Genomic DNA, 26,638 nt, shown 5'->3' with positions numbered 1-26,638 from the left:
GTCAGCCTGCTTGTTTCATGGAGTGATCTTGGGTGGGCACGGAGTGGTCGTGTATCCTGGCGACCATATCCGGAACGGTGCCCACCATCGGAGGTTTCAGGCCCCGACGGGGCCGGTTGCAAAAGGCGGTGAAGTTCTCTTCGGTTTCCAGCCGCAGGTAGAAGTTGGTCGCTTTCACGGCATCGAAACGCATCCCCACGGGGCGGGCGTATTCATGGCCGGGAAAGACCCGCGCGGCATCGGGAACAGAGCGCTTCAGCCGGGCGCAACTGCGGAACAGATCGCCGGCATCGCCGTTTGGCGTGGCCACCAGCCCGCAGCCTTCGATGAACAGCGTGTCACCGGGGAACAGGCAGTCGCCAACGATATATGAGACGGAGCAGGCCGTATGCCCCGGCGTCAAAAGCGCTGTGATGGCCAGTGCCCCGACGCGCAGCCGCTGATCAGTTGTCAGAACCCGCTCGCGGTGTGCGGGCAGGTCAAGCGTGTCGAGGCAGGGGCGCGTGCCCCAGACCGGCAGATCCGCTTGCGCGCTGAGCGTTTCGACCGCCTCGGTGTGATCGCGATGGCCGTGGGTCACAAGGATTGCGCGCAGGGTCAGGCCACGTTCCTTGGCCGCATCGACAATGGTCTCGGACGCCCAACCGGGATCTATCACCACCGCGTCGCCGCTGGCGCGGTCATAGGCGATGTAGATCAGGTTGGGGAAACAGGCCCGTCCGGCGGTCAGCTGAACGACGCCGGTTTCGGCGCCGTCCATGTCGTGGGTGCGTGAGTTAGGCAACGAGATCACCTGCAAAGAGATCCGCATAGGTTTCGCGCAGGGCGGCTTTTTGCACCTTGCCCATGGCATTGCGCGGCAGCGCGTCCACGGTCAGATATTTCTCCGGCACCTTGTGCGCGGGCAGGGCGTCGCGCAGGGCGCTCTGGACAGCAGAGGTGTTCACCGCGTCGCCAACGATCACCGCAACCGGGACATTGCCCTTTTCGGGATGCTTCACGCTTATGACGGCGCTTTCGGCCACGCCGGGCTGGGCGTCGACCAGCTCTTCGACCTCCTTGGGCATCACGACGCCCGCCTCGGCAAAGATCGCGTCCTTAACCCGGCCCAGCACGTACAGGTAGCCATCCGCGTCATAGCGCCCGAAATCACCGGAGATAAAGAACCCGTCGTCGCGCATGTCCTCGGCTGTCTTCTCCGGCTTGTTGTAGTAGCCGTCGAACAGGTTCGGCCCGCGAATTTCGATCATGCCGGTGTCGCCCTGGGGCAGGGTGTCACCCGTTTTCATGTCGGTGATGCGGATTTCCGTGCCGTCGAGCGGGAAGCCCACGCTGTTGGGGCGGCGTTCGGCGTCGTAGGGGTTGGACGCGATCATCGAACATTCGGTCATGCCATAGCGTTCGAGGATCATCTTGCCGGTCGCCTGTTTCCACGCATCGTGCGTCTGCGGCAGCATCGGCGCGGAGCCGGAAATGCACACCCGCATGTTACGCGTTGCCTCTGTCAGGTTGGGTGCGTCGAGCAGGCTCATGTAGAACGGGGGCACGCCCATCATCACGGTGGCCTGCGGCATCAGCGACAGCACGCGGTCGCGGTCGAACTTTGGCAGGAACACGCAGGAGGCGCCAACCGACAGGATCACGTTCATCGCGGTGAACAGCCCGTGCAGGTGGAAGATCGGCAAGGCGTGGATCAGCACGTCGCTTTCCGAGAAATCCCATGTGCGGACCAGAACCTCGGCGTTGGAGGCCAGCGAAGCATGGCTGTGCACCACGCCCTTTGGCCGCCCGGTGGTGCCGGAGGTGTAAAGGATCGCCGCCGGATCACTTGCTGCGCGCGGGCAGGCGTCAAAGCCGGTGGGCAGGCTGTCGCGGCGGTCGATGAAGCTTCCGCTGTCGTTTTCGTTGATGGTCAGCACGGGGATGCCGGCGGCTTCCCCCTCGCAGGCGGCGCGGCGGCTTTCGTCGCTGACGATCAGCGCGGGTTTGGCGTCGCCCACAAAATAGGCAATATCGTCCATCGGAATGGCCGGGTTGATCGGCGTGTAGACCGCGCCCGCCAGCAGGCAGCCGAAATACAGCTCCAGCGAGGCCACGGATTTCGGCGCATAGACCAGAACGGTGTCGCCCGCGGTCACGCCCAGCTCTGTCAGCAGGGCCGCGCTGCGTTCGGCGTTGCCAAAGAACTGCCCGTAGGTGGTGGTGGTGCCGGTGTCGTCGCGGGTGATGAGGGTCTTTTCCGCGCGGGAGCCGCCGGCAGTGGCCAGTTTCGAGGCCAGGACATTCGCATCATACATGTTCGAGAGCTCCTTTTGCGTCAGCGGCCGCGCGGGCCAGATCATATTGGTGCTGCACCCGGTCGTAACCAAGGCCAAAGCACGCGCTGTAATAGTCGTGCCCTTCATGAGACGTGATGTTGCACGAGCGCGAGAACGCCTTCAGGTGCAGGTTCACGGACCCGCAGGCAACGCCGCCGATTACGAACTCATGCTTCAGCTTCTGGTCGCGCTGAAACGCCTGCTTGTAATCGTTGCTGTTGAAAAACGGGTCGGTGGCGACCTCCAGCTCGGCTTTCAGGCCAAGGTCCGACAGCGCATCCACCACCTGCAATTTCACGGCGTCGATCCACGCGGTCACGGTGTCGAGCGTGTCCGACATCAGGATGTATTCACGCATGGTATAGGCGATCTGACGGCGGCCTTCGGCATAGAATTCTTCGCAGCGAAAGCACAGGTTCTTGTGGGTGATCAGAAAGCTCTCGCCGTGCTGGCTGTCCTTGAGGTCATAGAAGACCGGATAGCAGCAAGTGGGGGACAGCAAATACTGTTCATCGGAGTTGATGGAATTGTCGACGCTGAATGCGTGCTGTGGAAAGCTCTTGATATAGTTGCCCGCCAGAACGAAGTCGCGCGGCAATAGCGGCGCCAGTCGCTTTTCCTCTGCGCCGGAAAAGCAGGTCAGTCCGGCCAGCATGTCATCGAGCGTCCGCTCGAATTCCGCGGTGATTGCCATACGGTGCTCAGAGGCCATCACGCGCCCTCGTACTGCAGGAAGTTGCGCTGGATATCGTCGGGGGTGCCGAGTTTCATCAGGTCCAAATCGCCAATTGGCAGAGGTTTGCCCGTCTGAGTCTCGATGTAGGCGATCAGGGCCGCGATGTTCATGCTGTCCAGAATCCCGCTCATGATCAGTTCGGTCTGGGGACCGATGATTTCATGCTTTTGGGTCGTGATTTCGTTCAGCAATTTCAATAGGTCATCCATCTCGTGCTCTCCATGGACTATCAGCCAAGCCATGCCGGAGGACGCAATCATTGGACGACCGCGCGTGTCGGCAAAGCACTTAAAATCGACAAGTCCCCCAACCCGGTCGTGCCGATACGAAAAACTTGCTACCAACCGTTCGTAAGTTTAACAACCCCTTTGTGAGCCGGAATCAACCACGCTCGCAAGTGTGTAATTTGGTCGAATGGTGCGAAAGCGCAGGAGTGTGCCCATGGATACGTTCAAGGAATTTGATTCGCCGCTGCACGCCGGTGAACGCGAAATGGCGAGCCGTTACCCCAATCCCGTCTATCAATGGGGCGACGACAACATCGGGCAGATGATCCGCACGCGCATATCCCTTTCCATTGGCCAATACCTTGCCAGATTGCCGTTTTTCTTTATCGCCACCAGCAGCCCGGAAGGCTTTTGCGACGCCAGTTTCCGGGGTCGCGAATATGGTGCCGCGGGGCCGCAACCGCTCGTCTGGGTGCCCGATCCGCAAACAGTGATATTCCCGGATTTTCAGGGCAACGGCCTCTACCAAAGTCTAGGCAATATCCTGGGGAATCCGCAAATCGGAATGCTGTTCATGGATTTCGAACGTCAGTCGCGGATGCGCATCAATGGCCGGGCCGAGGTGCAGGACGCCGATGACGCGGTGCGCGAAAAATGGCCCTCTGCGCAGGCTTTCGTTAAGGTGACCATTCAACAAGCCTACGGAAATTGTCAGGCGCGCATTCCGCGTCTGGTTGTGGACCAAAGCAGCGTTGACCCGCTTTCCCATTCGTGACCGAGAGGACAACATGAAACAGACCGCCAATGTGACCGTGACCGATTACGCCACCGGGATGAAGATCTTTCGCAGCCCCGATTTCGGGGTCGACCATCCCTTTCGCGCAACGCGTCAGATTTTCGGGCCGTCTGTTCTGGATACGGAGGCCGCAACGCATGTGGAGCGCAAGCGCAGCTGGATGGCGCAATTCCTGCCTGCGCGCATCGCCAGCCCCGAGGTGCAGGGCATGATTGCCCGCGCGGTCGACGAAGGGTTCGCACATGCCGCCGAACAAGATGACCTGCTGGCGGCGGCGGTCTATATTCCGAACCGGGTGTTGTTGCTTTTGCTCGGGTTGGAGGACATCGACCCGATCGAGCACCACACCAAACTGCGCGCGATCACGGATTTCCTGGAAACCAACGCGCGCAACCCGGAGGTCATGGCCGCCCGGACCTACCTGCAAGAGGGGCCCTTTGCCGCGACCCATGCGCTTTTTGACGGGCTGGACGATGAACGTCAGCGCAACGAGTTGCTGCTGTTCTCCTATGCCGCGGGCGAAACGACCTTCGTGGCCATGAAATGCATGCTGTTGCTTTGGGCGCAGGATCCGGCGCAGTTCGCGGCGCGGATTGCCGAGGAGGGCGTGAAATCCTTCCTTGCGACCAATATGCGCAACGATCCCCCTCTGGGCATCGCCACACGGTACTGCAAGCAGGACACGGAAATCGACGGCCTGACCTTTGCCAAGGGTGATCTGGTGCACGTCGATATCGTCACGGCGAACAAGACCTGCCCCATGTCCGCAACCGGCGTTCCGATGGATTTCACCTTTGGCGCGGGAAAGCACAGCTGCCCCGGCCATTTGCTTGCCAAGGCGGAGCTGGAGGCGGTGATCGAACGGCTCAGCGCGTTGGACGGCGCGCGTTACCGGATCGAGGGGGATCTCGACGCGCCGCGTCCGCTGAACTTCCGCGATCCCGGAGATGTTCGGATCACCAGCGCGCTTGAATTGGCCTGACGGCCCGAATTTCTCATCGAACGGCTCGCCATGACAGCGGGCCGTTTCGCGTTTCGGCTCAGCGGAAGCAGGCTTCTGCCTCGGCCTGACCTGCCAATGCGCCACGCAGGCTGATCAGCTCGTCTTCGGCATCTATCAGCCGCTCCGCGAGGCATTTCTCCACCATGCTGGCCTGTTGCCAATCGCCGACCATCTTGGTCAGCAGGGCGCGGACCTTTTCGCACGGCGTATCGACGGCCAGGCTGTTGGCCCGGTCCAGCAAAGCAGTCCGCGCACGTTGGATGGGCTGGGTGTCACCGTGCAGTGCGAGCCAAAGCGTCGCCCCTTCGACGGCTGTCAGCGTGTCCACGGACAGCGTATGGGCCTGCGGATCAGGCACCCCTTGGCGGATCAGGTCGTGAAACAGCCCGCTGATCGCCCCGAAGAACTCTGCCACGGCGTCGTGCAGCACAGGGGCCGAATCATCCAGACCATAGGCGAGGTGCATGCCGACGCAGCGCCGGTTGGATGTCAGCACGTTTATCAACCTGTTCAGCGTGCGCTCATAATCCGCACGCCAGTTTCCGGTTGCCTTGATATCGCCGAAAATTTCGCTGAACGTCAGGGTCAGAACTTCGGGCACCAGCGCATCTTTGCCGGGGAAGTGGCTGTAAAGACTGCCTTTCTTCAGGCCGACCACGTTGGCGACATCCTGCATCGACGTACCGGTGTATCCTTTGTCCCGCATCAGGTCGCGCGCCGCGATCACAATCTTGTTCTTGCTCGTCTTCATCTGTGCTTCCCTGAATTTACTAACGAACGGTCGCTAGTATTTAACGAATTAATTTCCAGACGGCAAGCATCCTTGCGTTGCCACGTCGAGAGGCCGGGGAAAGCGGCGCGACCTCCCCCTCAAGCACCGTCTGCCATGCGCGTTAAACGGGTGAACAAGCCGGTTTTCGCTCAAAACGTGTCGGAATACGGTCGATACCTGCCGGTGATGCGTTTGTTCGCAGATGCAGAATTGAATTTCCCGCAAACAGGTCGGATAGATGGCAAAAATGCTTGGGGACAGATACTTGCCGCCGATTCGACACTCGCTGCCAATGCAGCAAACCCGCCGCACCTTCATGGCTGCCCTTCTGTGCAGCGCCGCCAGCTTGCCGATGGCACGGTCTGCCCGCGCTCAGCAGGACGCCCCGGACGACTCGTCTCAGGCGGGTGTGCCCTTTTCCTTCGACGCTCTGACCGACCAGATGCGCGACGCCGCCGCGCATTCGCCAAAGTCACCGGAGCCGGTCGACGACTTCCTCTCGGGGCTGAACTATGATTCTTACAACCGGATCCGGTTTGACGATCGCCGCAACAGATGGAGCGGCCTGCCCAATTTTCGCATGAACGCCTTTCACATGGGCTGGCTCTTCAATGAACCTGTGCATGTGTACGAGGTCAGCGAAGGCCGTGCGCTGCCCATGGGCTTCAGCGCCAGCGATTTCGTGTACGACGATAAAATCGAGGTGCCGGAGGATTTCGAGATGCCGGGCGTCGCGGGCATCCGTCTGATGGCGCCGCTCAACAGCGCGGACCGCTTCGACGAACTCGGCGCTTTTCTGGGCGCGAGCTATTTCCGCTTGCTGGGCGAGGGCAACCGCTATGGCCTGTCCGCGCGGGGCTTGGCCGTCAACACCGGCTTGCCTCAGGGCGAGGAATTCCCCCGCTTCTCCGACCTTTGGCTCGAACGGCCCACGGCGGACGATGATCGGCTGACGGTCTATGCCGCGCTGCAAAGCCAGTCGTTGACCGGGGCGTACCGCTTTGTCATCACGCCGGGTGCGACGACCTCGATGCATGTCACGGCGCGTCTGTTCCTGCGGGAGGACGTGGCGCAGCTTGGCATTGCGCCACTGACGTCGATGTATCTGTTTGGCGCGTCCGATCCGGGCGATTTCGGTGATTTCCGCGCCGGCGTTCACGACAGCGAAGCACTGGTGATCAACACGGCCGGCGGTGACACGCTGATGCGACCGCTCAACAATCCCGCGCGACTGGCCAATTCCTACCTCGGGATGGACAGCCCGAAGTCGTTTGGCCTTGTGCAGCGCACGCGGGATTTCAACGCCTATCTCGACGCCGAAGCGCATTATGAACTGCGCCCCTCTGTCATGGTCGAACCCGTCGGTGACTGGGGCAAGGGGACCGTGCGGCTGATGGAAATTCCCACCGATCTCGAGGTCAACGACAACATCGTCGCCTTCTGGGTTCCCGATGGGGACATGACCGCCGGCACCGAGCTGGAGCTGTCCTATCGCCTGCGCTGGGGGCTTGAGCCGCGCGGCGACCGGTCTTCTGATCGTGCACATGTTTTGCGCACACGTGTCGGCAAAGGCGGCGTTGCAGGCGTTGAAGAGGGCCGCGACACGACAAAATTCGTCATTGATTTCGAAGGTGGACCTTTGACGGAACCTTTGGGCCCTGAAGAGGTTGTAGCCGACGTGAGCATTACACGTGGTGAGATAACAGAAGCCATCGCATCGCGTATCGATCAAAGCGACAGCTGGCGTCTCGTAATCGAGGCGCGTTCCGAAGAGGGCGGCGTGGCCGAACTCAAGGCGCGGCTGGTGAGCGGCGACACCGTGCTGACGGAGACTTGGCTTTTTCAATGGGTGACGGAATGACGGAACTGAACGAGACTTTGGGTTTGACGCAACACGAAGCGCAGGCTTTGGACACATGGCAGCCCCCCCAGGCCCCGCTGTCCATGCCGCCGCAGGCTCTCACCCGTGAGCCTTCCGAAAACTCCCTCCTCACCTGGGCGCGCGGCTTCTGGCTGCGGGCTTCTGACTGACGCGCATCGCCATCATGCCGCTGCCGCCCTCCACCGCCACCCGCCTGACCCGGTCCATCGCGTTGGTCTTTGCCATGACCGCCGCATTGAGTGCGGGCGGTCTTTTGCTGACCGTCGGGGCCGAAGACGGGTTCGACACGCTGGACGTCGTGCGCACGGTGCTGATCATGGTGACCACCGCGTGGCTGGCATGGGGCGCCTCGCTGGCGTTGGCGGGGCTCTGGCCGTCGCGCGCGGTGTCGGTTCCACCGTCGACTGGCCCCGCGCCCCGCACTGTCATGCTGGTCCCGATCTGCAACGAGGATCCGGTCAGCACCTTTGCCCGCATTGCGGCCATTGACCGGTCCCTGGCCGCCAGCGGTGCCTCGGTAGACATCGCCATCCTGTCCGACACCCGTGACCCGCACGCCTCCGCCAAGGAGCGCGCGGCCTTTGTGCGTCTGCGCAAGGCCGTGACGGGGCAAGGCGAGCTGTTCTATCGCATCCGCGAAAACGGGGCGGGCCGAAAGGCCGGCAATGTCGGGGATTTCATGCGCAACTCTGGCCGGGCCTATGATCTGGCGGTGATCCTTGACGCGGACAGCCTCATGTCGGGAGAGGCGATCCGGATGATGATCGACCGCATGGTCGCGGACCCGCAGCTTGGGCTGCTGCAAACCCTGCCGCGTCTGGTCGAAGGCCATTCGCTGTTTGCCCGCGCGATGCAGTTTTCGGCGGCCTTTCACGGCCTCGTCTTCACCCGTGGCCTGATGCGGATGCAGGGCAACACCGGACCGTTCTGGGGGCACAATGCCATCGTTCGGGTCGAGGCCTTTGCCCAATCCTGTGGCCTGCCCGACCTGCCGGGCAAAGCACCCTTTGGCGGCCATATCCTGTCGCATGACTATGTAGAGGCCGCTTTGCTGGCCCGCGCCGGTTGGCGCGTTCAGGTGGACTCGGCGATCCCCGGCTCCTACGAGGAAGGGCCGGAAAACGTGCTGTCCTACGCGCGCCGCGACCGCCGGTGGTGTCAGGGCAACCTGCAACACGCGCGGCTTCTGGCGGCACCGGGCCTTGCGGGGTGGAGCCGTTTTGTCTTTCTCCAGGGGATCATGGCCTATGTGGCCGCGCCGCTGTGGGGGCTGTTCCTGCTGGCGACGCTTGCGTCGACCGTGATGGCCCCGCTGCCGGACTACTTCCCCGAAGCCTATCAGCTTTTCCCGACCTTCCCGTACGACAGCACACTGGAAATCACGACGCTGATTCTTGGCACCGCCAGCCTGCTGGTGCTGCCCAAGTTTCTCATCTGGATCGAGGCCATCGCCACCGGGCGCGCTCAGGCCTTTGGCGGGTCATGGCGGTCCTTTTTGTCGATGCTGGTGGAAATTGCGCTGACCTCCGTGCTGGCGCCGATCATGCTGGCCTTTCAGACCCGCGCCGTGGTGCAGGTGCTCTCCGGTCAGGACGGCGGCTGGCCGGCCAATGCCCGTGGCGAAGGCCGGCTGAGCGTGGCCCAGTCCCTGCGCGCCAGTGGCTGGATCGTGGGCGTCGGTCTCGGCGCTTGGGGGCTGGTCTATCTGCTCGCCCCGAACCTGATGCCGTGGCTGCTGCCCATCGGCATTCCCATGACGCTTGCGCCGGTCATCATCGCATGGTCCTCACGTCCCCTGACCCACAAGCTTTTTCGCACACCAGAGGAGCGTGACGCACCGCAGGTGTTGCAGGACTTTCGCCACATCATGGCGCAATGGCAGCCCGCCGCTGCGCCGCTTCCCGCTGACCGGATCGACCCGGTGGCCCCCGCACGAGCGTAATCCATGGCTCTTATTGCCCCCAACATTGCCCAGCCCGGCGGGCGTGATCCCCGGCTAGACGCCTTTCGCGGGCTGGCCTTGGCAATGATCTTTATCGACCATGTGCCCGGCAATCCCTACGAGCAGTTCACCCTGCGCAACATCGGATTTTCCGACGCGGCAGAGGCGTTCTTCTTCATGTCCGGCGTGGCGGCGGGGCTGGCCTATTCAGGTCGTTTCGGAGCCGAGCGGCGCGCCGCCAACGGATTGTGGAGCGCGGTGCGCCCCATGTGGATGCGGGCGTGGACGCTGTACAAAACCCATATCGCACTGACCTTTTCCGTCATTGCGATCTTTGCCTTTGCTGCGCTGGCCTTTGCCATGCCGGAAATGGCGAACAAGCATAACCTTGGCGCGGTCTTCACCGATCCGTGGCGCACGATCCCGGCGCTGTTCACCATGACGCACCAGATTGGCTACGTGAACATTCTGCCCGCCTATTGCGTCCTGCTGTTCGTGGCCCCCTTTGCCGTCATGGCCGGGCTCAAACATCCGGGCTGGCTGCTGACGGGCGCCGTGGCGCTGTGGATGGCGGCGGGCACGTGGAGGCTGAACATCCCCAACTGGCCCGGCGGGGGCGGATGGTTCTTCAACCCGTTTTCGTGGCAGTTGATCTTTGTACTTGGCCTTGTGGCTGGGATAAAATCGAAGGCGGGTCAACGCCTTGTCCCGGTCAGCGGCTGGCTGTTCACGGCGGCGTTGGGATTCCTTCTATTCGTCTACGCGTGGCGGCACGTGCCGGAGCTGGGCAAGTTCATGAACACCCAGATGTGGCGACTGGGAGAGGCCGGAGCCCCCTATCATTTTGTCGCGCACTCCAAGACTTTTCTGGCCTTGCCGCGTCTCCTGCATGTTCTGGCGATGGTCTATGTTCTGTCGTGCCTGCCGTGGGTCGTCGCCTTGTGCGCCAGCGCCGCTGCCGCGCCGCTGCGCCTGATGGGCCAACAGGGGCTGGAGGTCTTTGCCACCGGCACCGTGATCGCGATGGCGTTTCAGGCGCTGATGAATGTGAACGGCGATCCTGCAATTCTGGGAGTGGTCCTGCCGCCGCTCGGGTTGGTGCTGTTGTGGCTCATCGCCCTGCGCGCGCAGCGGCGAAAGGCAGGCGCAGTCATCCCCGCCAAGCCAAGCGCTGTTCAAGCCTGAACCACCCTGCACAGGGGCCGGCGATGACAGCTCCGGTGATCGTCAAACTGTCCGCCGGACGGCGCGTCAAACGGTGAGTCATCCAAGTCTGTCTGGCGGCTGACTGCCCGAGGCGCTTAGTGCCGCTTAAGTAAAAGCATGCAGATCACATCTAAATTGTCAGCTGACAACTTTTCTTTGTCCCGCCGCTTCACCGTTTAGTTTCGGACTGTCCAGAGCCGCTGGTTTGGCGGTGCGGAGGCTACCGCAGGTGGATGACCGGGCGACGCATGTCTGTGCCAAATGGGTCCACCCGCCCCCCCAAAAGCCGCTGAAACCCTTTCGAAAATTCACGTCGAAGAATGTGGCACATATGACTTGCCGTGGTCCGTGATGCTTCTTGGACCTCAGAGGGGCGCCAGGCCGTCGAACCGTGCTTTGGTCTCCGCCGTAGTTGCGGGCAGCGGTCCGGCTTGGGTTTCAAAGAGCGCGGTGATCTGGCGGTCAGCGGCGGGGGACAAGTGCCGGTAGAGGCGCGCGAAAAGGGCGCGGGCCTCAGGCTCTGGCCAATCCTCGGGCAGGGCGTCACGCGGCAGGCGCGGATCGGCGAGGGCCGCGCTCCGATAGTCATCCACCAGCCTCAAACGGAGGGCGAGCGCGTCGCTCGGCGCCGGTGTTTCAGGCAGTGCGGCGAAGCGGTCGATCACGCTGCGATAGGCCTGTGCGACCTCGGCCAGTGGCCAGTGCCGGGCGGCGAGGGGCTTCATGTCGCCCGCCTGTGGGGTGCCAGACAGGATCACCGCGCCCGGAATCGCAGCGGCGGTTGAGGGCGCGAGGGCTGCGCCCGTGCCGATCCGGACCCAGGGCGGATTTGGATCGTGCTCGGCCCCGAGCAGTGCGATCTGCCATTGCTCCGGCGCGGGCGGCGGGTCGAACAGCAGGCGGGAGGCGGCGCGGAACTCTGCCTGCGCTGTGTCGGTCAGGCGGTAATAGCTGCGTCGCCCCTGCCTGACCCCTTCGAGCCGCCCGGCGCTAACAAGGCGGGAGACCGCAGTGCGCACGAGGCTTTCGCTCAACCCATGGGCGGCGCAGGCGGTGATCAGCGACCCCATCCAGAGCGCCCCGCCCCGCGGCGCCACCACATCGCCATACAGCGTCACGATGAAATGCGGTGCGCGCGGCGGGGTGTCGATGCCAAGCGCGGCCAACGGCGAGACGGTCATGGCGTGACTGGAGGCGTCCTCAGCCATGGTCAAAGACGATGACGTTGCGACGTGCGGTGCCGGACATGGTGTCGGCCATCGCCTCGTTGATCTGATCCAGCGACCACCGGCCAGAGATCAACTCGTCCAATTTCAAACGCCCCTGTTGATACATGTCTATGATCCACGGAATGTCGGTCTTGATCACCACATCGCCCATCTTGGTGCCAAGGATCGACTGGCCCGCGTCGGCCATCATGAACGGCGAATAGCTGGCGTTGGAACCGAAGTGCGGCATCCCGACCATCACCACCTTGCCCCGGTTGGCGAGGTAACGCGGCGCGAGATCGTAGACAGAGGCGACGCCCACCGTGACCAGCACCGCATCCGCACCACGTCCGCCAAGGAGCTTCTTCACCTCCCTGAAGGGTTTTCCATCGCCAAGCACGCCGTGGGTGGCACCGAACTGCTTGGCCGCTTCGAGCTTGTCGGCGTTGGTGTCGATGGCAACGATGCGGCGGGCCCCGGCGATGCGTGCGCCCTGGATCGCGTTCAGCCCCACGCCGCCCGCGCCGATCACCACCACGTCCTGACCGGGGCGAATATTGGCCGTGTTGATCGCCGCGCCAAGGCCGGTGATGACCCCGCAGGAGATCAGCGCGGCGGCATCCTTGGGAATGTCGTCGGGGATCTTGACCGCCTGGGATTGATCCACGACGACGCGTTCCGCGAAGGCCCCGGTAAAGAGCGCCTGCCAGATCTTTTCGCCGCTGGCGGTGGTGAGCGGGCCGTCAAAGGCATCGCCGGGGCTTTCGCACACGGTCGGGTGGCCCGCGCCACACGAAGGGCACTGGCCGCAGGCGCGGATCAGTGTGACCGCCACGGAATCGCCTTCGGCAAAGCCTTTGACACCGGGTCCGACCGCGACGACGGTGCCTGCGGCCTCGTGTCCAAAGACCGCCGGGACAGGCCCACCAAAGCCCCCCTGCCAGAGCGACACATCCGAATGGCACACCGCGACGGCGTCGATGCGGACATCGATTTCACCCAGCTCCGGAGACCGCATGTCGATCTCTTCGATGACGAGCGGTTCACCATGGGCGTGGCAGACGGCGGCTTTGACCTTGGCCATGTGGGGTTCCTTTTGTGGCGCGGCGCAGGGGCGCATTCTATGGGGACAGTAGGGTTGGGTCGGTATCGGCGCAAACGCATTTCATGGCGGTAACGGGCTGCACGCCTGTTGCAATAAAAACATTTTACAAAGAAACAATATGCGGACATAGTTTTCGAGGAGACGTTGAGGGGGAGGATCGCACGATGGCCGATGCGCCGATCGTCAGCGATGCGGAGGCCGTGGCGCTGGGTGAGTTGGAGGACTCGCTGGGCTTTTTGTTGCGGGTGGCGCAGGTGCGCAGCTTCGAGCGGTTTTACGCGGCTTTCGACGAGTTGAAGCTGCGACCGGGCGAGTATTCGTTGCTGTGGCTGGTCAAGCTCAACCCCGGTGTCCGACAGGGGCATCTGGGCGATACGCTGCGGGTCAAACCTGCGCAGATGAGCAAGATGATCCGCCGTCTGGAGCAACAGGGGCGGCTGCGGCGTGTCATCCCGGATGGCAATCGTCGATCCGTGTTGTTGCATCTGACCGACGCGGGCGAGGCCTTTATCACCGCGCATCATGCGGCGTTCTTTGGCCACGACGATTATCACCAACACGACCTGACCCAGGAGGAAGAGCAGCAGCTTGCGGCGCTGCTTCGAAAATACAGCGGCATTCGCAAAAGCGGGCAGGGGCCTGCTGCCTGACGCTGTGGCGGTCCGTGGGCGTAAGGCCAGGGACGGCTGAACCGCAATCGGCGCGGGCTTTGTGCCGTGACATGTAAGGAGACAGCCCCGACGAGCCCGGCTCGCGGTGGCCTGAGAGGGGGAAACGACCAGTGCCTCAAGCACCTATTGATACAGACATCACCATTCATCAGCTGACCGACGATCCATATCCGATCTACAAACGGCTGCGCGCGGAAAGCCCGGTCATCAGGGTGGAGGCGGTCAAGCGGACCTTTTTGACCAAGGCCGAGGATTGCCGCGCGGTGAAGGACAACCCGGAGCTGTTCAGCTCCAACGATCCATCCACGCCGATGGAGAAGGCCTTCGAGGCGCACACGCTGATGCGCAAGGACGGTGAAGAGCATATGCGCGAGCGCATGGCGATGACGCCGACGTTTTCGGCGCGCAATCTGAAGGGCATCTGGTCGCCCGCCTACGAGACGCACGCGCATGCCTATCTCGACAGGCTGCCGCGCGACGAGGCGGTGGACCTGTTTCCGACGCTGGCGGGGCCTTTGTCGGCGCGTATCCTGGCCGATGTCTTGGGCATTCCGGATGCCACCGACGATCAGATGCAGCACTGGTCGCAGGCGCTGATCGACGGGGCCGGGAATTTTGGCTGGTTCGACGAGCCGTTCGACCGGGTGGCCAAGGCCAACGTCGAAATGAACGAATGCATCGCGCGCAATGCCGAGCGGCTGCGCGCCGATCCCGATCAGTCTGCGCTGTCTGTCATGGTGAATGCCGACGACCCGATTGCCTGGAGCCAGATCGTGTCGAACCTGAAGATCGCCATCGGTGGCGGCATCAACGAACCGCGCGATGCGATGCTGACGATTCTCTATGGGCTGCTGCAGAACCCCGACCAGCTGGAGGCTCTCAAGGAGAGTGGAAAATGGACCGACGCGTTCGAGGAAGGGGTGCGTTGGGTCGCGCCGATTCAGGCGAGCTCTCGGCTGGTGATGGAGGATACGGAAATTCGCGGTCTTGCCATTCCGAAGGGCGAGGTGGTCATGACCATCCAGGCCTCTGCCAACCATGACGAGGAGCGGTTCGAGGCCCCGGAGCAGTTCAACGCCTTCCGCGAGCGCAACATCCACCAGAGCTTTGGCAGCGGGCCGCATCACTGCATGGGCACCCATATGGCGCGCCTGATGGTCGGCAAGATCCTGCTGCCGCTGATCTTTGAACGCTTCCCCGACATGAAGCTGGTGGCGCCGGAAACCGTGGTCTGGAAGGGCTTTGGGTTCCGCGGGCCGCTGAATCTGCCGGTGCAATTGAACTGACGCCGCTCACGTGCGCGTGGGACGGTAAAGAAAGTGTTTGAGTTGTGGATATTGTTTGATATCCATCAAATAGCAGCCGGCGGGGAGGTCGGCTCACAGGGAGGAAACATGAAAAATCTTGTTGCGCTTGGCGCATTGCTTTCGGTTGTCACCGCCATACCCGCTCAGGCGCAGGAGGTGACGTTGCGGCTGTCCCATTGGGTGCCGCCAACCATCGCCCCGGCGTCGCGCGGGATCAACCCGTGGGCCGAATCCGTGCAGGAAGCCTCTGACGGGCGGATCGCCATCCAGATCTTTCCGGCACAGCAAATGGGCAAGGCGCCGGACCACTACGACATGGCCGCGCAGGGCATCGTGGACATCGCTTATGTGAACCCCGGTTACACCGCAGGGCGTTTTCCGATCTTTTCGCTGACCGAAATCCCCTTCATGACGGACGACAGCGTCGGTGCGGCGAAGGCCATCCACACCTGGTACAGCGAGAACGGTGGACTGGAGGAGATGAGCGACGTCAAGCTTTGCTTCGTTCATCCGCATGCCCCCGGCGCCTTGCACAGCAAGGTGGCGATCACCTCGCCCGAGGATATCGCAGGCAAGAACATTCGCCCCGCGCACGCCACGATGGCGCGGTTCGTGTCGCTGCTCGGCGGTGGACCGGTGCAGGTGCCCGCGCCCGAAGCGCGCGAGGCGCTGTCCAAGGGCACGGCAGAGGCCGTGACCTTTCCGTGGGGCGCGATGTATGACTTCAACCTGACGGAAGAGGTGCCCGTTCACCTGGATATGCCGTTCTACCTGTCCTCTCAGGTCATGGTGATGAACAAGAACAGCTATGATCGCCTGTCCGACGAGAACAAGGCGGTGATCGACGAGCATTGCAGCCCCGAATGGTCGGGGAAAGTGGCTCAGGGCTGGGCTGATGCGGATATGGAAGCGCGCGATCAACTGATGGCGGACGGCCAGACCTTCAACACGCCCACCGAGGAAGAGGTTGCCGCATGGCGTGAGGCGGCGATGCCGCTGATCGACGAGTGGAAAGAGACAGTCACGGCCAGAGGCGGTGACGCGGATTCCATTCTGGACGCCTACAAGGCCGCGCTCGAAGCGAACGACGCCGCCTATTGAGACTGACACAGAAGGCGTGCGGCGCTCCGTCGCGCGCCTTTTTTCTGCGGAGTCCCCATGACGATTGAATCCCCGAATTTGCGCCCGATTGATCGGGTGGTCCAGTTTGTCGAGCGTATCGCGGGCATCACGCTGGGCCTTGTGACGCTGCTGGTGGTGGCCTCTGCCATCGGGCGGTATGGTTTTGCCCGGCCGTTGCCGGATGCCTTCGATTTGTCGCGCCTGATCCTTGGCGTGGCGATTGCCTGGGGGCTGGCCTCTGTCGGATGGCACGGCACCCACATCAAAGTCGACCTTCTGGCACAGGCGGTTGGCCCCAGGGCGCGCCGCTGGATCAACGTGTTTGCCTGGCTGGTGCTGCTGGCCTTCACCATCGCGCTGACGTGGAAGATCGGCAACCGGGTCGAGGCGGCCATGGGCGGCGGCGACACCACGATGGATCTGCGCCTGCCGCATTGGCCGTTCTTTGCGGCGATCTGGCTGGGGCTGGTGGCGGCGGTGTTCACCACGGCGCTGCGCCTGTGGCGCGTGCTGCGTGACGGTGTGGATCTGGGTGAATTTGACGGCATCGACGAAAGCCTGCTTGAGGATCAAAAATAATGACCAACGGATTTATCGCCTCTGGCGGGTTCGTCGTGCTGTTTGCGCTGATGGCCCTGAGGGTGCCCATCGGCATCGCCATGGGGATCGTCGGCGTGGGCGGCTTTGCCATGGTGGTGCATCCGGTGCCCGCGATGAACCTGCTGTCGCAATCACCGATCTCGTCGATCACCGACTTTAACCTGACGCTGATCCCCTTCTTTATCCTGATGGGGGTGCTGGCGACGAATTCGGGCATGTCGGCAGAGCTGTTTCGCGCCGGGCGCGCGTGGCTTGGCGGGTTCAAAGGCGGGCTTGGCCTTGCCTCTGTCGGGGCCTGCGGCGGCTTTGCGGCGATCTGCGGGTCGTCCGTGGCCACCGCTGCCACCATGACCAAGATCGCCTATCCGGAAATGAAGAAAGCCGGCTACCCCGACGCCGCCGCCACGGGCATCATTGCGGCGGGCGGCACGCTGGGCATCCTGATCCCACCCTCTGTGGTGCTGGCGATCTATGGCTTTATCACCGAGACGGACATCGGCATGTTGTTCATCGCCGGTGTGGTGCCGGGCATCCTTGCGGTGCTGATGTATATGCTGACCGTGCGCGTCTGGTACGGGCGGCATCTGCCCCCGGCGGACAAGTTCAGCCTGTCCGAAGGGCTGGCCGCGCTGCGCGGGGTCTGGGCCGTGGGCCTGCTGTTCATCGCCGTGATCCTGTCGATCTACTTCGGCGTCGTCACCGCGACCGAGGCCGCGGCCGTGGGGGCGCTGCTGACGGCGGTAATCGGGATGCTGCGCGGACGGCTGACGTGGTCCACCCTGCTCGACAGTCTGGTGGAGGCGCTGCGGACATCGGTTGCGATCTACACCGTTCTGATCGGCGCGACGCTGTTTGGCTATTTCCTGGCCGTGACGCAGGTCCCGCAGGAGATCACGACCTTCTTGACGGAACTGGGGGCCGGACGTTACGGCACGCTGGCGCTGATCTTGCTGCTGTTCTTTGTCATGGGCTGTTTCCTCGACGCGATGGCGATGATCATCCTCATGGTGCCCATCGTGTTCCCGGTCATCACGGCGCTGGGGTTCGATCCTGTGTGGTTCGGCATCATCGTGGTCATGACGGTGGAGCTGGGGTTGATCACGCCGCCTGTGGGCATGAACGTCTACGTCATCAACTCCATCGCGCATCGCGTGTCGCTGGTCACCATCTTCCGGGGGGTGCTGCCCTTCGTGACCATCGACGTGCTGCGGTTGATCCTGTTGATCGCCTTTCCGGCACTCGTTCTGGCCTTGCCGGGAAGCATGGAATGACGTCAGACGACCACATCATGCGAGATGTGGCTGACATGCAGGAGCCTGACGCGCTGTCAGGCTCCGTTTCCTATAGAATCCGTCTGTTGCAGATCGCCGCGTACAAATCCTTTGAGCAGAAGGTCAGCGGCTTTGGCGCCGCGCCGCGCTACTTTGGCCTGCTGAAACTGGTGCAGGCCAATCCCGGCATCCCGCAGACCCGACTGGCGGAGGCGATCTTTCTCGACCGGTCCAGCCTTGTGCCGATCATCGAGACGCTCACCCGCGAAGGCTGGGTGGAGCGCAAGCCGTCGGCGCAGGACAAGCGCGTGCGGCGGGTCTTTCTGACCGACGACGGGGCGGAACGACTGGTGGCGTTGGAACGCTGTGTTGCGGAACACGAGGCCGCGATCACCGCTGGTCTGACCAAGCGGCAAAAGGCCAGCCTTTTGAGCCTGCTCGACCATGTGGCGGGCAACCTGCGGCGGACGCATGACGGGGGCGCCTGAGCGCCCCCTTGATCACAGATCCATCGTGATCCCAAAGGGTTGCAGCGCATCACGGGTCAGATCCGGCCAAGCCTCCGCGATGCTGTCCGGGGTCCAGCCGCCGGAGCGGGTCTGTACGCGATGCTCCGACGGATGCGACCAGAACGCCAGACGGTCGCCCCCGATCCCGATGCATTGTCCGGTGGTGGCGCGCCCGGCCTGCGAGGCGAGGTAGACCACGAGCGGGGCGATGTCCTCTGGCAGGCCGATGCCCAGATCGGCACGCAGCTTTTCGGGCAGCGGCTCGCCCCGTTCCATCGCCTGCACATAAGGGGCCAGCGGCGGGATGGTTTCGGTCATGCGGGTCAGCGCGGTGGGGATGATGGCGTTCACGGCGACCTCCGCGCGCTGCAGCTCAGCGGCCCAGGTGCGGGTCATCCCCGCGATGCCGGCCTTTGCAGCGGCATAGGCGGTCTGGCCGAAGTTGCCCAATTGCCCGGCCGGAGAGCCGACCAGCACCAAGGCGCCCCCGTGCCCAGCCTCGCGGAAGTGGCGGGCGGCGGCGCGACCACATTGGAACGTGCCGCGCAGGTGTGTGCGGATCACCAGGTCAAAGGCCTCGTCCTCGGTCTTCCACAAGACACTGTCGCGCAGCACACCGGCGTTGGCCACCAGAACGTCGAGGCGGCCAAAGCTGTCCAGCGCTGCCGCGATGCAGGCTTCTGCCGCGCCCTCTGTGCCGATTTCGGCGGCGACGGCGACGGCCTTTCCCCCGGCCTGGGTGATCTCATCCACCACGTGCTGCGCGGGGTCGGCGTCGAGGTCGTTCACCACGACGCTGGCCCCGGCCTGTGCCAGATGTTGTGCCATGCTGCGGCCAATGCCGCGCCCGGCGCCTGTGACCACTGCCACCTGTCCGTTGAGGTCCATTTACTGTCCTTTGTACTGCGGGGCGCGCTTTTCCATGAAGGCGCGTGGCCCTTCGCGGGCGTCCTCGGTGGCCATGACGCGGACCTTGGCCGCGTCTTCGAGGGCAAAGCCGTCCTCAAGCGGGCGGCCCATGGCGGCCTGTACCGTGGCCTTGATCTGCTGGACGGAAACGGGGGCATGGCTGGCAATGCGGTCGGCCAGCTCGCGGGCGCTTGTCATCAGGTCTTCGGGCGCGACGATGCGGTTGATCAGCCCGTGTCGCAGGGCAGTGTCCGCATCCATCGGCACGTTGGCCAGCATGATTTCCATCGCCGCCGTATAGGGGATCTGGCGCGGCAGGCGGGCGAGCGCCCCGGCAAAGGGGATCACGCCGCGCGCTGCTTCGGGCAGGGCAAAGACGGCGCTCGGCACGGCAAGGCGAATGTCGGTGGACAACAGCACCTCCATCCCTCCGGCCATGCACGGGCCGTTGACGGCGGCAATGATCGGCTTGTTCATGGCGGTGCCGCGCGCCGCGATGCGGTCGTTGATGCGCGGGTCATCCAGAAAGCGGTGGTCGAATTCGGTCTGCGGCGCGCGGTCGCCCGACAGGAGCGGCAGGGTCAGCGCCAGATCTCCGCCGGAACAGAACGCCTTGTCCCCGGCACCGGTCAGGATCGCGACGCGGATGGCGTCATCGCTTGCGATTTCGTCCAGCGCATCGGCAAAGCGGCAGACGGTTTCCGGGCACATCGCGTTGCGCCGCTCTGGCCGGTTGAAGGTCAGGATGGCGGTGGCGCCGTCGCGCTCGAACAGGAAGGGCGCGCTCATCGTGGCACCGGCTGCACGTCACCGGAGGCGATGCCCTTGGTGGCCTGATCACGGAGGGCGAATTTCTGCACCTTGCCGTTGGCGGTCAGCGGCAGCGCGTCGATCCCGATGATATATTTCGGCATCTTGTGGCGGGCCATATGCTCTTTGCAATGGATCTGAAGCTCTTTCGGGTCCACCGACGCGCCGGGGGCGGGCACCACGTAGGCGCAGATTTCCTCGCCCAGATCGGGGTCTGGAACGGCGATCACCTGTGCTTCGGACACGGTGTCGTGCTTGAGCAGACAGTCCTCGATCTCCACAGGAAAGACGTTTTCGCCGCCGCGAATGATCATGTCCTTCAGGCGGCCCACGATGCGCAGGTGCCCGCTGGCGGACAGTTCGGCAAGGTCGCCCGAATGCAGCCAGCCGTCGGCGTCAATGGTTTCTGCCGTCTTGTCGTCCATGTCGAAATAGCCCGCCATGGTGAGGTAGCCGCGAATGCAAAGCTCGCCGCTGTCCCCCCAGGCACAGACCTCCCCCGTTTCGGGCGAGACGATGCGGATTTCCGTGTGGGGCAGGGGTGTGCCGGCGGTGGTCAGCCGGGTTTCCAGATCGTCGGCATTGCTGGTCTGGGTGATGATCGGGCTGCATTCGGTCATGCCCATGATGATCATCGGTGCGCCGCCGGTGAGATCCTGCATCATGCGCATCAGGCTGGGTGGAATGCTGGTGCCGCCGGTGAAGGTCGTGCGCAATGTGCGGATGTCGAATTGATCGACGTCCGGATGTTCGATCATCCGCGTCATCATGGTGGGCACGGCGTTGATGATCGTGGGGCGATGGTGGTGCCAAAGTTCAAGCATCCGGCGCGGATCAAAGCTGTCCATCGTCACGAGTTTCCCGCCACTGACCAGCACGGACATGACGTTGCAGACGCAGCCCGCCGTGTGAAAAAACGGCATCGCCGAGATCAGCGTGTCGTCCGGGCCAAAGCCGCCGCGATCCGCCATCAGCCGCGCGTTGTTCAGCGTGGACCGGTGGGTCAGCATGGCGCCCTTGGGCTTTCCGGTGGTGCCGGAGGTGTATTGGATTTGAGAGATGTCGTTTGGGGCCACCTGTGCCTGACGCGCGGCAAGGTCGGCGTCTGAGGTGTCGTCGGCGGCGCTGTCCAAAGCGTCGAACGGCAGGGCAAAGCCGGGGGCGTCCTCGCCCAGGCCGATCAGCAGGCGCAGGTCCGGCAAGTCCTTGGGCGCTGTTCGCTTGCCCCCTGTGAGGTCGGCGAGATCCGGCATCAGCTCTTGCAGGCTGGCGGTGATGTCGTTGGAGCGCATCCGGGGGACGAAGATCATTGCCGCCACGCGCCCTTGCGTCAGGATATAGGCGACTTCATCGCGCAAAAGCGCCGGGTTCACCGTGACCAGAACCGCGCCGATCTTGGCCAGGGCATATTCCAGCAGGACCCATTCGGCGCAGTTGTAGGCCATGACGGCCACACGGTCGCCGGCGCGGATGCCATGGGTCATCAGGCCGCGTGCCACGCGGTCGGCGTGGTGCTTCAGCTCGGCGTAGGTCCAGCTGGTGGAGCGCGTGCCCGCGCCTTCGTCCACCACGATCGCCGGGCTGTCCGGCATGGCTTTGGCCTGTTGGTCGAGCATGTCGCCCAGCGTTATGTCGAGCAGCGCGGGGCCGGAGCCATCCGGCCGCCACCACGCCATGCGGGTGTCGTCAATCGTCATGCCTGTCTCCTCCTCCGGGCGCGGCGTCGAGCAGACGGCCCCCTCTCCGGGGTGCAGTATCGGCGGCAATAATGTTTGACGTCAATCATTATTTTGCGGTGTGAGCCTTGGTAGGATCAGCGGAGGCGGCGCTGTTTGTCGGGCGTTGATCCGGCGACGGAGCGCGGCGGAAGATGGGCTCCGAGTCCTTGAACAGTGTCGGTGCCTGCGGGCCGACAGGTGATGAGCCTTTCGTTTTTGAAGGTCTTTTCCAGGTGCGGATTCACTTCGGTCATTGCAGCGGAGGAATCGTTTCCTTGGCCGTTGAACATATTGACTGGGCATTATGGATGGTCATCGAGATTGGTCGGGGGGGCCGGCGGGGGACGTATGGACTTGATCCGGTCCATCAAATGCACGGGTCATGTGGTCTTTACTTGGGGTGCATATGGTCTATATTGATGGATACGCAGGAGAACCGCCATGCAAGTTGTCGCAAAAAAACGAGAGCCTCGACAGATCAACGCCGTTGCGCTGAAGGCCTATGCACGGGTCGTCGATGCTTGGGCCTTGAGCCTGAAGGATGCGGCAGGACTTGCGGATATGTCCGAAAGCACCTGGAAACGTGCCAAGAAGCCTGACTTTGCCGGCGAGCTGACCAAGGATCAGCTGCTGCGTCTCAGCGCGGTGATCGGCATTTACAAATCTCTTGAGCTTTACTTCTCCGACACACTGGCACGAACCTGGGTCACGCGGCCAAACGAGGGGCCATTGTTCGGCGGGCAGCGTCCGGTCGAGACCGCGATCGAAGGGGGGCTGCCCCAGATACTGGCGATACGGACCTATCTTGATGCGCTGCGTGGTGGCGCGTGAAACAAACCGAGATTTCGGACCGTGGTTTGACGCGCTTGCTGCCTGCGACCTATCACAAGCCTCCGACACTGCGCGGCCTCGTCGACAGCGACGACGAACTGGACATTCTCGCCGAGATCGAAGGCATGACCAGTGGCCGTCTTTTGGCGGAACGCGGACGCAATCCACATATCGATCCGCGTGAATTGTCCTGGCAGCGTCGCAGCCGGGATCTGCGGATTTATGGGGAAAGCCATGTGAATGCTGCTTTTACCTACACGCGGACGGGCGGAAACCGGTTCAATGGTGACGAGCGTGGCGCCTGGTATTGTGCTTGGGACGTCATGGTTTCCGTCAGCGAGGTCGCATTTCACCGGACGCGAGAGCTGGGCTACACGGGCTGTTTCGTGGATCGCGTTCGCTATGTGGAGCTGCTGGCAGATTTCATCGGGATGTTTGACGACATCACCGATGAACCGGGGCATCCGGCGCTCAACGAGGTGCCCGAAATCGGGTATCCGGAGGGGCAGAGCCTCGCCCAACATCTCCGCCGGGGCGGCTCGCGTGGGTTGATCTACCCATCGGTCAGGGCGCCAGCGCCCGGCGGGAATTGTCTGGTGTGCTTCGAGCCGCGCGCCATCCAGAACGTGCGTCCCGGCGCGTCATGGGATCTTGTCTGGGACGGAACGCCTGAATACTCGATCACGGCAGTGGGCTGAGGTCTGGTGTCTGCGCTATCCGTCGAGGTGTGACGGTCAGGAGGCCGCCTGTTCATTCGGGGGCATCCGTGCGCGGTCGATGGACCGTCAGGCTGATCGGTTTCAATCGTCTGGGTGCGGGCGGGGTCCTCTGCCGGACAGCAAAATGCCGCCGCGACAGGGCGGCTGGACGCCTTGCGCAGTAAGCCACTGTGTCGCCATGCGTTCGAGGTCAGTGGCCAAAGGCGCCTTCGTGGACTGGCACTAAGCACTGATCGAGGCGCACCGCGCGACTGTTTCGCAGGCAGGCGCTGATAGGCTGCATTTGCTCGTCTAGGGTTGGTGCGCTTTTCGGAGGCCCGAAACCCGGTCAGCCGATGCTGAGGGACTGGAATTCCCCCAAAGGTCCGAAATCCTCAAAATGGGCGCGATGCAACATCAGCGCCGCGCCGATTTCTGGCCCGGCTTCGCCCGCTTCTGGGACGAGAAGGGCCGGCGGAGGTGTTTCCGCCATCAACCGCTGTTGCAGGCAGGTGGCGATTTGCAGCTCTGCGCGCTTGGCCAGTTGGGCCACGCGCCCACCGATCACGATGCGTTCCGGGTTGAGCAGCACCGTCAGGATCGCGAGGCCACGCGACAGATCATTGGCCCAGACGTCCAGCACTGTTTGCGCAAGTGGGTCGCCCGCATCGAGTCGGTCAAGATAGTCGCCCAGCGTGGTCCCGATGCCGCCGAGGTTGGAAAAATGCGCAAGGACGGCTGGGCGGGAGACGTAGTTTTCAAAGGCCCCCGCGATGCCGGTGTGACTGCAATGCCCGCCATCGCCAACGGGCATGTGACCGATTTCGCCGGCCAGCCCATTTGTCCCTTCCAGCAGTTGACCGCCGCTTTGGACGCAACCGCCCACGCCATCTTCGAGCAGGAGGAATACGGCTTCCTGGGACCGTTCGGCATCAAGGCGTTGGATTTCTGCCATGGCAAAAGCGTTCGCGTCATTCACCAAACGATGCACGCAAATGCCCGTCAGCCGCTGTTGCAGCATCTCCCGGAACGAGGTGCGCCGCCAGTTCATGGACGGGGCGCGCAAGATATCCCCCCCAAAATCAACGATGCCGGGAACGGCCACGTTTATTCCACGTACCGTGGCTGGCATCGGGAGGGTCGACACAAAGGTCGTCACCATATCGGCCAAGCGCTGCGCGATGTCCTCCGGGGACGGGTAGACCTTTGGCAGGCGTTCCACGAAGCTGTGGCGCACCGTTCCGGTGAAATCGACCACGCAGAGCCGCAGTTCCCGCGCGCCGATGTAGGCGCCGAGGAACAGCGCATGATCGGGGATAAGCCGCAGCTGGATCGCCGGACGGCCCGTGCGAATCGGATGATTTTCGCCGGGATTCAGGCCGGGCACTGCCTTTGGATCGAACTCCTCGACCTTTCCCGCCTCGATCAGGCTGGCGACTATGCTGCCTGCGGTTGAGCGGGTCACATCAAGCTCGCGCGCGAGATCTGCGCGGCTCATGGGGCCCACGTTCAAAAGGCGCGCCAAAACGCGGGCTTCGTTCATCTGGCGAACGGCCAGGGGCATCGACATGACGGTGGGTCCTCCCTCTGGTCTGAGGCCCCGTATGGGGCAGGTCTGCTGCCATTTCAACGTGGTTGACAGTCGCAACTGGCTATGTTTGTTTTCCGACCAAACAAACCTTGCCATGGCGGGAGGACGTCAGGCAAGGGGCCAACGAGGAGGAAATCATGGCTTTTACAAAAACATCGAAGTTGCTGGCGACAGTGGCTTTCACATCCGCGATCGGAAGCGCCGCAATGGCGCAAGAGGTCGAGGTTCTGCACTGGTGGACCGCCGGTGGCGAAGCTGCCGCGCTCAACGTCCTGAAAGAGGATCTGGCGTCCAAGAACGTCGGCTGGCAGGACATGCCCGTTGCGGGCGGCGGTGGTGAAGCCGCCTCTACCACGCTGAAGGCCCGCGTCGCCGCCGGCAACCCGCCGACCGCTGCCCAGATGCTGGGTATGCAGCTGCGCGAGTGGGCAAACGAAGGCGCCTTGGGCGACCTGTCCTCTGTCGCCGAAGAGAACAATTGGGCGGAGGTCGTGCCGGCAGCGGTTCAGGAATTTGCCGTGAACGATGGCAAATGGGTCGGCGCGCCGGTGAACATTCACCGCCCCAACTGGCTGTGGATCAACGCGGAAATCTTTGACGCGCAGGGCCTGACTCCGCCGACCACATGGGAAGAGTTCAACGCAGCCGCCGACAAGCTGCAGGAGGCCGGCATCACGCCGCTGGCGCATGGCGGCCAGCCCTGGCAGGACGCGACCGTCTTTGACGACGTGGTTCTGGGCATCGGTGGGCCCGACTTCTACCGCAAGGCCATCATCGAGGCGGACATGGACGCGCTCGGATCGGACACGATGGTTCAGGTCTTTGACCAGATGCGCAAGCTGTCGGGCTACGTGGACGAGAACTTCTCTGGTCGTGACTGGAACCTTGCCACCGCGATGCTGCTGAACGGCGAAGCCGGGATGCAGCTGATGGGCGACTGGGCCAAGGGCGAAATCATCCGTGCCGACATGGTGCCGGGCGAAGACATCCTGTGTGTGGCGGCTCCGGGCACCGAAGGGTCCTACCTGTTCAACACCGACTTCTTTGGTGCCTTTGACGTGAGCGAAGAGTCCAAGCCCGCGCAGATGGAACTGGCGGCGTCGATCATGTCCAAGGAGTTCCAGGAAGCGTTCAACCTTGTCAAAGGCTCGATCCCCGCGCGCACCGACGTTGCGCCGGACAACTTCGACGCCTGCGGTCAGAAAGCGATGGAAGATATCGTCGAAGCCGCTGACAACAACGCGCTTCTGGGCAGCATGGCGCACGGCCACGGCCAGACCTCTTCGGTCCAGCGCGCGATGTTTGACGTGGTGACCGAGCACTTCAACTCCGACATGTCCTCCCAGGATGCGGTTGAAGAGCTGCAGATCGCCGTCGAATCCGCGATGCTCTAAGCGTCACTGACG

Annotated in this window: 26 protein-coding genes; 15 read left to right on the top strand and 11 right to left on the bottom strand. The window is 63.1% G+C overall.

The features are described from left to right. Position 1 precedes the first annotated feature (1 nt). From GGQ68_RS18065 to GGQ68_RS18050, 4 genes are read right to left on the bottom strand one after another with little or no spacing between them, the layout of a single operon-like run. Positions 2-784, bottom strand: a complete 783-nt coding sequence (locus GGQ68_RS18065) for an MBL fold metallo-hydrolase (protein WP_183968470.1) — start codon at positions 782-784, stop codon at positions 2-4. Continuing rightward, positions 777-2,297, bottom strand: a complete 1,521-nt coding sequence (locus tag GGQ68_RS18060; protein WP_183968468.1) for an AMP-binding protein — start codon at positions 2,295-2,297, stop codon at positions 777-779. Before GGQ68_RS18060 ends, GGQ68_RS18065 begins: the two co-directional genes overlap by 8 nt. Beyond that, complete coding sequence (locus GGQ68_RS18055) at positions 2,290-3,012, bottom strand: class-II aminoacyl-tRNA synthetase family protein (RefSeq protein ID WP_183968466.1); 723 nt, start codon at positions 3,010-3,012, stop codon at positions 2,290-2,292. Before GGQ68_RS18055 ends, GGQ68_RS18060 begins: the two co-directional genes overlap by 8 nt. A 17-nt stretch (positions 3,013-3,029) precedes the next feature. After that, positions 3,030-3,263: a phosphopantetheine-binding protein gene (locus GGQ68_RS18050; protein ID WP_183968464.1), complete on the bottom strand. Its 234-nt coding sequence runs from the start codon at positions 3,261-3,263 to the stop codon at positions 3,030-3,032. A 232-nt stretch (positions 3,264-3,495) separates the two neighbouring features. On the opposite strand from GGQ68_RS18050, the gene GGQ68_RS18045 reads away from it, so the two are divergent. Both GGQ68_RS18045 and GGQ68_RS18040 read left to right on the top strand, forming a co-directional pair. Continuing rightward, a complete protein-coding gene (locus GGQ68_RS18045; RefSeq protein ID WP_183968462.1) occupies positions 3,496-4,056 on the top strand; it encodes a pyridoxamine 5'-phosphate oxidase family protein in 561 nt (186 codons plus the stop codon). Between the two features lie 13 nt (positions 4,057-4,069). Further along, entirely contained in the window at positions 4,070-5,059 is a 990-nt protein-coding gene (locus tag GGQ68_RS18040) for a cytochrome P450 family protein (protein WP_183968460.1), read from the top strand. Between the two features lie 58 nt (positions 5,060-5,117). Here GGQ68_RS18040 and GGQ68_RS18035 read toward each other — a convergent pair whose 3' ends face one another. Next, on the bottom strand, positions 5,118-5,831 hold the full coding sequence (locus GGQ68_RS18035; RefSeq protein WP_183968458.1) for a TetR/AcrR family transcriptional regulator: 714 nt from the start codon (positions 5,829-5,831) through the stop codon (positions 5,118-5,120). 313 nt (positions 5,832-6,144) lie between these two features. On the opposite strand from GGQ68_RS18035, the gene GGQ68_RS18030 reads away from it, so the two are divergent. Genes GGQ68_RS18030 through GGQ68_RS18015 form a run of 4 tightly spaced genes read left to right on the top strand, consistent with a single transcriptional unit; the run spans position 6,145 to position 10,861 of the window. Continuing rightward, the gene (locus tag GGQ68_RS18030; protein WP_183968731.1) at positions 6,145-7,713 is read left to right on the top strand and encodes a glucan biosynthesis protein; all 1,569 of its coding nucleotides are present in this window, start codon (positions 6,145-6,147) and stop codon (positions 7,711-7,713) included. Further along, on the top strand, positions 7,710-7,883 hold the full coding sequence (locus GGQ68_RS18025) for a hypothetical protein (protein ID WP_183968456.1): 174 nt from the start codon (positions 7,710-7,712) through the stop codon (positions 7,881-7,883). The genes GGQ68_RS18030 and GGQ68_RS18025 overlap by 4 nt, the downstream gene beginning before the upstream one ends. A gap of 14 nt (positions 7,884-7,897) precedes the next feature. Next, complete coding sequence (mdoH, locus tag GGQ68_RS18020; RefSeq protein ID WP_183968454.1) at positions 7,898-9,676, top strand: glucans biosynthesis glucosyltransferase MdoH; 1,779 nt, start codon at positions 7,898-7,900, stop codon at positions 9,674-9,676. A 3-nt stretch (positions 9,677-9,679) separates the two neighbouring features. Beyond that, positions 9,680-10,861: an OpgC family protein gene (locus tag GGQ68_RS18015; RefSeq protein WP_183968452.1), complete on the top strand. Its 1,182-nt coding sequence runs from the start codon at positions 9,680-9,682 to the stop codon at positions 10,859-10,861. A gap of 386 nt (positions 10,862-11,247) precedes the next feature. Here the strand turns inward: GGQ68_RS18015 and GGQ68_RS18010 are convergent, their stop codons facing one another. Both GGQ68_RS18010 and GGQ68_RS18005 read right to left on the bottom strand, forming a co-directional pair. Further along, positions 11,248-12,063 (bottom strand): PaaX family transcriptional regulator C-terminal domain-containing protein, encoded by an 816-nt coding sequence (locus GGQ68_RS18010; protein ID WP_183968450.1) that lies wholly within the window; start codon positions 12,061-12,063, stop codon positions 11,248-11,250. A 19-nt stretch (positions 12,064-12,082) separates the two neighbouring features. Then, positions 12,083-13,174: a Zn-dependent alcohol dehydrogenase gene (locus GGQ68_RS18005; protein ID WP_183968449.1), complete on the bottom strand. Its 1,092-nt coding sequence runs from the start codon at positions 13,172-13,174 to the stop codon at positions 12,083-12,085. Between the two features lie 185 nt (positions 13,175-13,359). Here GGQ68_RS18005 and GGQ68_RS18000 point away from each other — a divergent pair, with 185 nt between their 5' ends. From GGQ68_RS18000 to GGQ68_RS17975, 6 genes are all read left to right on the top strand, one after another. Next, positions 13,360-13,845: a MarR family winged helix-turn-helix transcriptional regulator gene (locus GGQ68_RS18000; protein ID WP_183968448.1), complete on the top strand. Its 486-nt coding sequence runs from the start codon at positions 13,360-13,362 to the stop codon at positions 13,843-13,845. 131 nt (positions 13,846-13,976) lie between these two features. Continuing rightward, on the top strand, positions 13,977-15,152 hold the full coding sequence (locus tag GGQ68_RS17995; protein WP_183968447.1) for a cytochrome P450: 1,176 nt from the start codon (positions 13,977-13,979) through the stop codon (positions 15,150-15,152). 108 nt (positions 15,153-15,260) lie between these two features. Further along, positions 15,261-16,274, top strand: coding sequence for a TRAP transporter substrate-binding protein (locus tag GGQ68_RS17990; protein ID WP_183968446.1), 1,014 nt, complete (start codon positions 15,261-15,263; stop codon positions 16,272-16,274). Between the two features lie 57 nt (positions 16,275-16,331). Next, a complete protein-coding gene (locus tag GGQ68_RS17985) occupies positions 16,332-16,874 on the top strand; it encodes a TRAP transporter small permease (RefSeq protein ID WP_183968445.1) in 543 nt (180 codons plus the stop codon). Then, complete coding sequence (locus GGQ68_RS17980; RefSeq protein ID WP_183968443.1) at positions 16,874-18,166, top strand: TRAP transporter large permease; 1,293 nt, start codon at positions 16,874-16,876, stop codon at positions 18,164-18,166. The genes GGQ68_RS17985 and GGQ68_RS17980 overlap by 1 nt, the downstream gene beginning before the upstream one ends. Then, the gene (locus GGQ68_RS17975) at positions 18,163-18,654 is read left to right on the top strand and encodes a MarR family winged helix-turn-helix transcriptional regulator (protein ID WP_183968441.1); all 492 of its coding nucleotides are present in this window, start codon (positions 18,163-18,165) and stop codon (positions 18,652-18,654) included. Before GGQ68_RS17980 ends, GGQ68_RS17975 begins: the two co-directional genes overlap by 4 nt. Before the next feature lie 12 nt (positions 18,655-18,666). Here GGQ68_RS17975 and GGQ68_RS17970 read toward each other — a convergent pair whose 3' ends face one another. The 3 genes from GGQ68_RS17970 to GGQ68_RS17960 are packed head-to-tail and all read right to left on the bottom strand — an operon-like array spanning position 18,667 to position 22,091. Next, positions 18,667-19,563, bottom strand: a complete 897-nt coding sequence (locus tag GGQ68_RS17970) for an SDR family NAD(P)-dependent oxidoreductase (protein WP_183968439.1) — start codon at positions 19,561-19,563, stop codon at positions 18,667-18,669. Then, positions 19,564-20,373 (bottom strand): enoyl-CoA hydratase/isomerase family protein, encoded by an 810-nt coding sequence (locus GGQ68_RS17965; protein WP_183968437.1) that lies wholly within the window; start codon positions 20,371-20,373, stop codon positions 19,564-19,566. Beyond that, positions 20,370-22,091, bottom strand: a complete 1,722-nt coding sequence (locus tag GGQ68_RS17960) for an AMP-binding protein (protein WP_183968436.1) — start codon at positions 22,089-22,091, stop codon at positions 20,370-20,372. Before GGQ68_RS17960 ends, GGQ68_RS17965 begins: the two co-directional genes overlap by 4 nt. Before the next feature lie 462 nt (positions 22,092-22,553). Between GGQ68_RS17960 and GGQ68_RS17955 the strand changes: the two genes are divergently transcribed. Then, positions 22,554-22,943 (top strand): MbcA/ParS/Xre antitoxin family protein, encoded by a 390-nt coding sequence (locus GGQ68_RS17955; protein ID WP_183968435.1) that lies wholly within the window; start codon positions 22,554-22,556, stop codon positions 22,941-22,943. After that, positions 22,940-23,641, top strand: coding sequence for an RES domain-containing protein (locus GGQ68_RS17950; protein WP_183968434.1), 702 nt, complete (start codon positions 22,940-22,942; stop codon positions 23,639-23,641). Before GGQ68_RS17955 ends, GGQ68_RS17950 begins: the two co-directional genes overlap by 4 nt. A 349-nt stretch (positions 23,642-23,990) precedes the next feature. On the opposite strand, the gene GGQ68_RS17945 is transcribed toward GGQ68_RS17950, so the two are convergent. Further along, entirely contained in the window at positions 23,991-25,211 is a 1,221-nt protein-coding gene (locus GGQ68_RS17945; protein ID WP_183968433.1) for an ROK family transcriptional regulator, read from the bottom strand. A 158-nt stretch (positions 25,212-25,369) separates the two neighbouring features. Here GGQ68_RS17945 and GGQ68_RS17940 point away from each other — a divergent pair, with 158 nt between their 5' ends. Beyond that, the gene (locus GGQ68_RS17940) at positions 25,370-26,626 is read left to right on the top strand and encodes an ABC transporter substrate-binding protein (protein ID WP_183968432.1); all 1,257 of its coding nucleotides are present in this window, start codon (positions 25,370-25,372) and stop codon (positions 26,624-26,626) included. The last annotated feature ends 12 nt before the right edge of the window (positions 26,627-26,638 follow it).

The organism is Sagittula marina (assembly GCF_014196795.1).
GTDB classification, from domain to species: Bacteria; Pseudomonadota; Alphaproteobacteria; order Rhodobacterales; family Rhodobacteraceae; genus Sagittula; species Sagittula marina.
The sequence above is the reverse complement of the archived record's forward strand: the minus strand, read 5'-3'. Positions and strand labels throughout refer to the sequence as shown.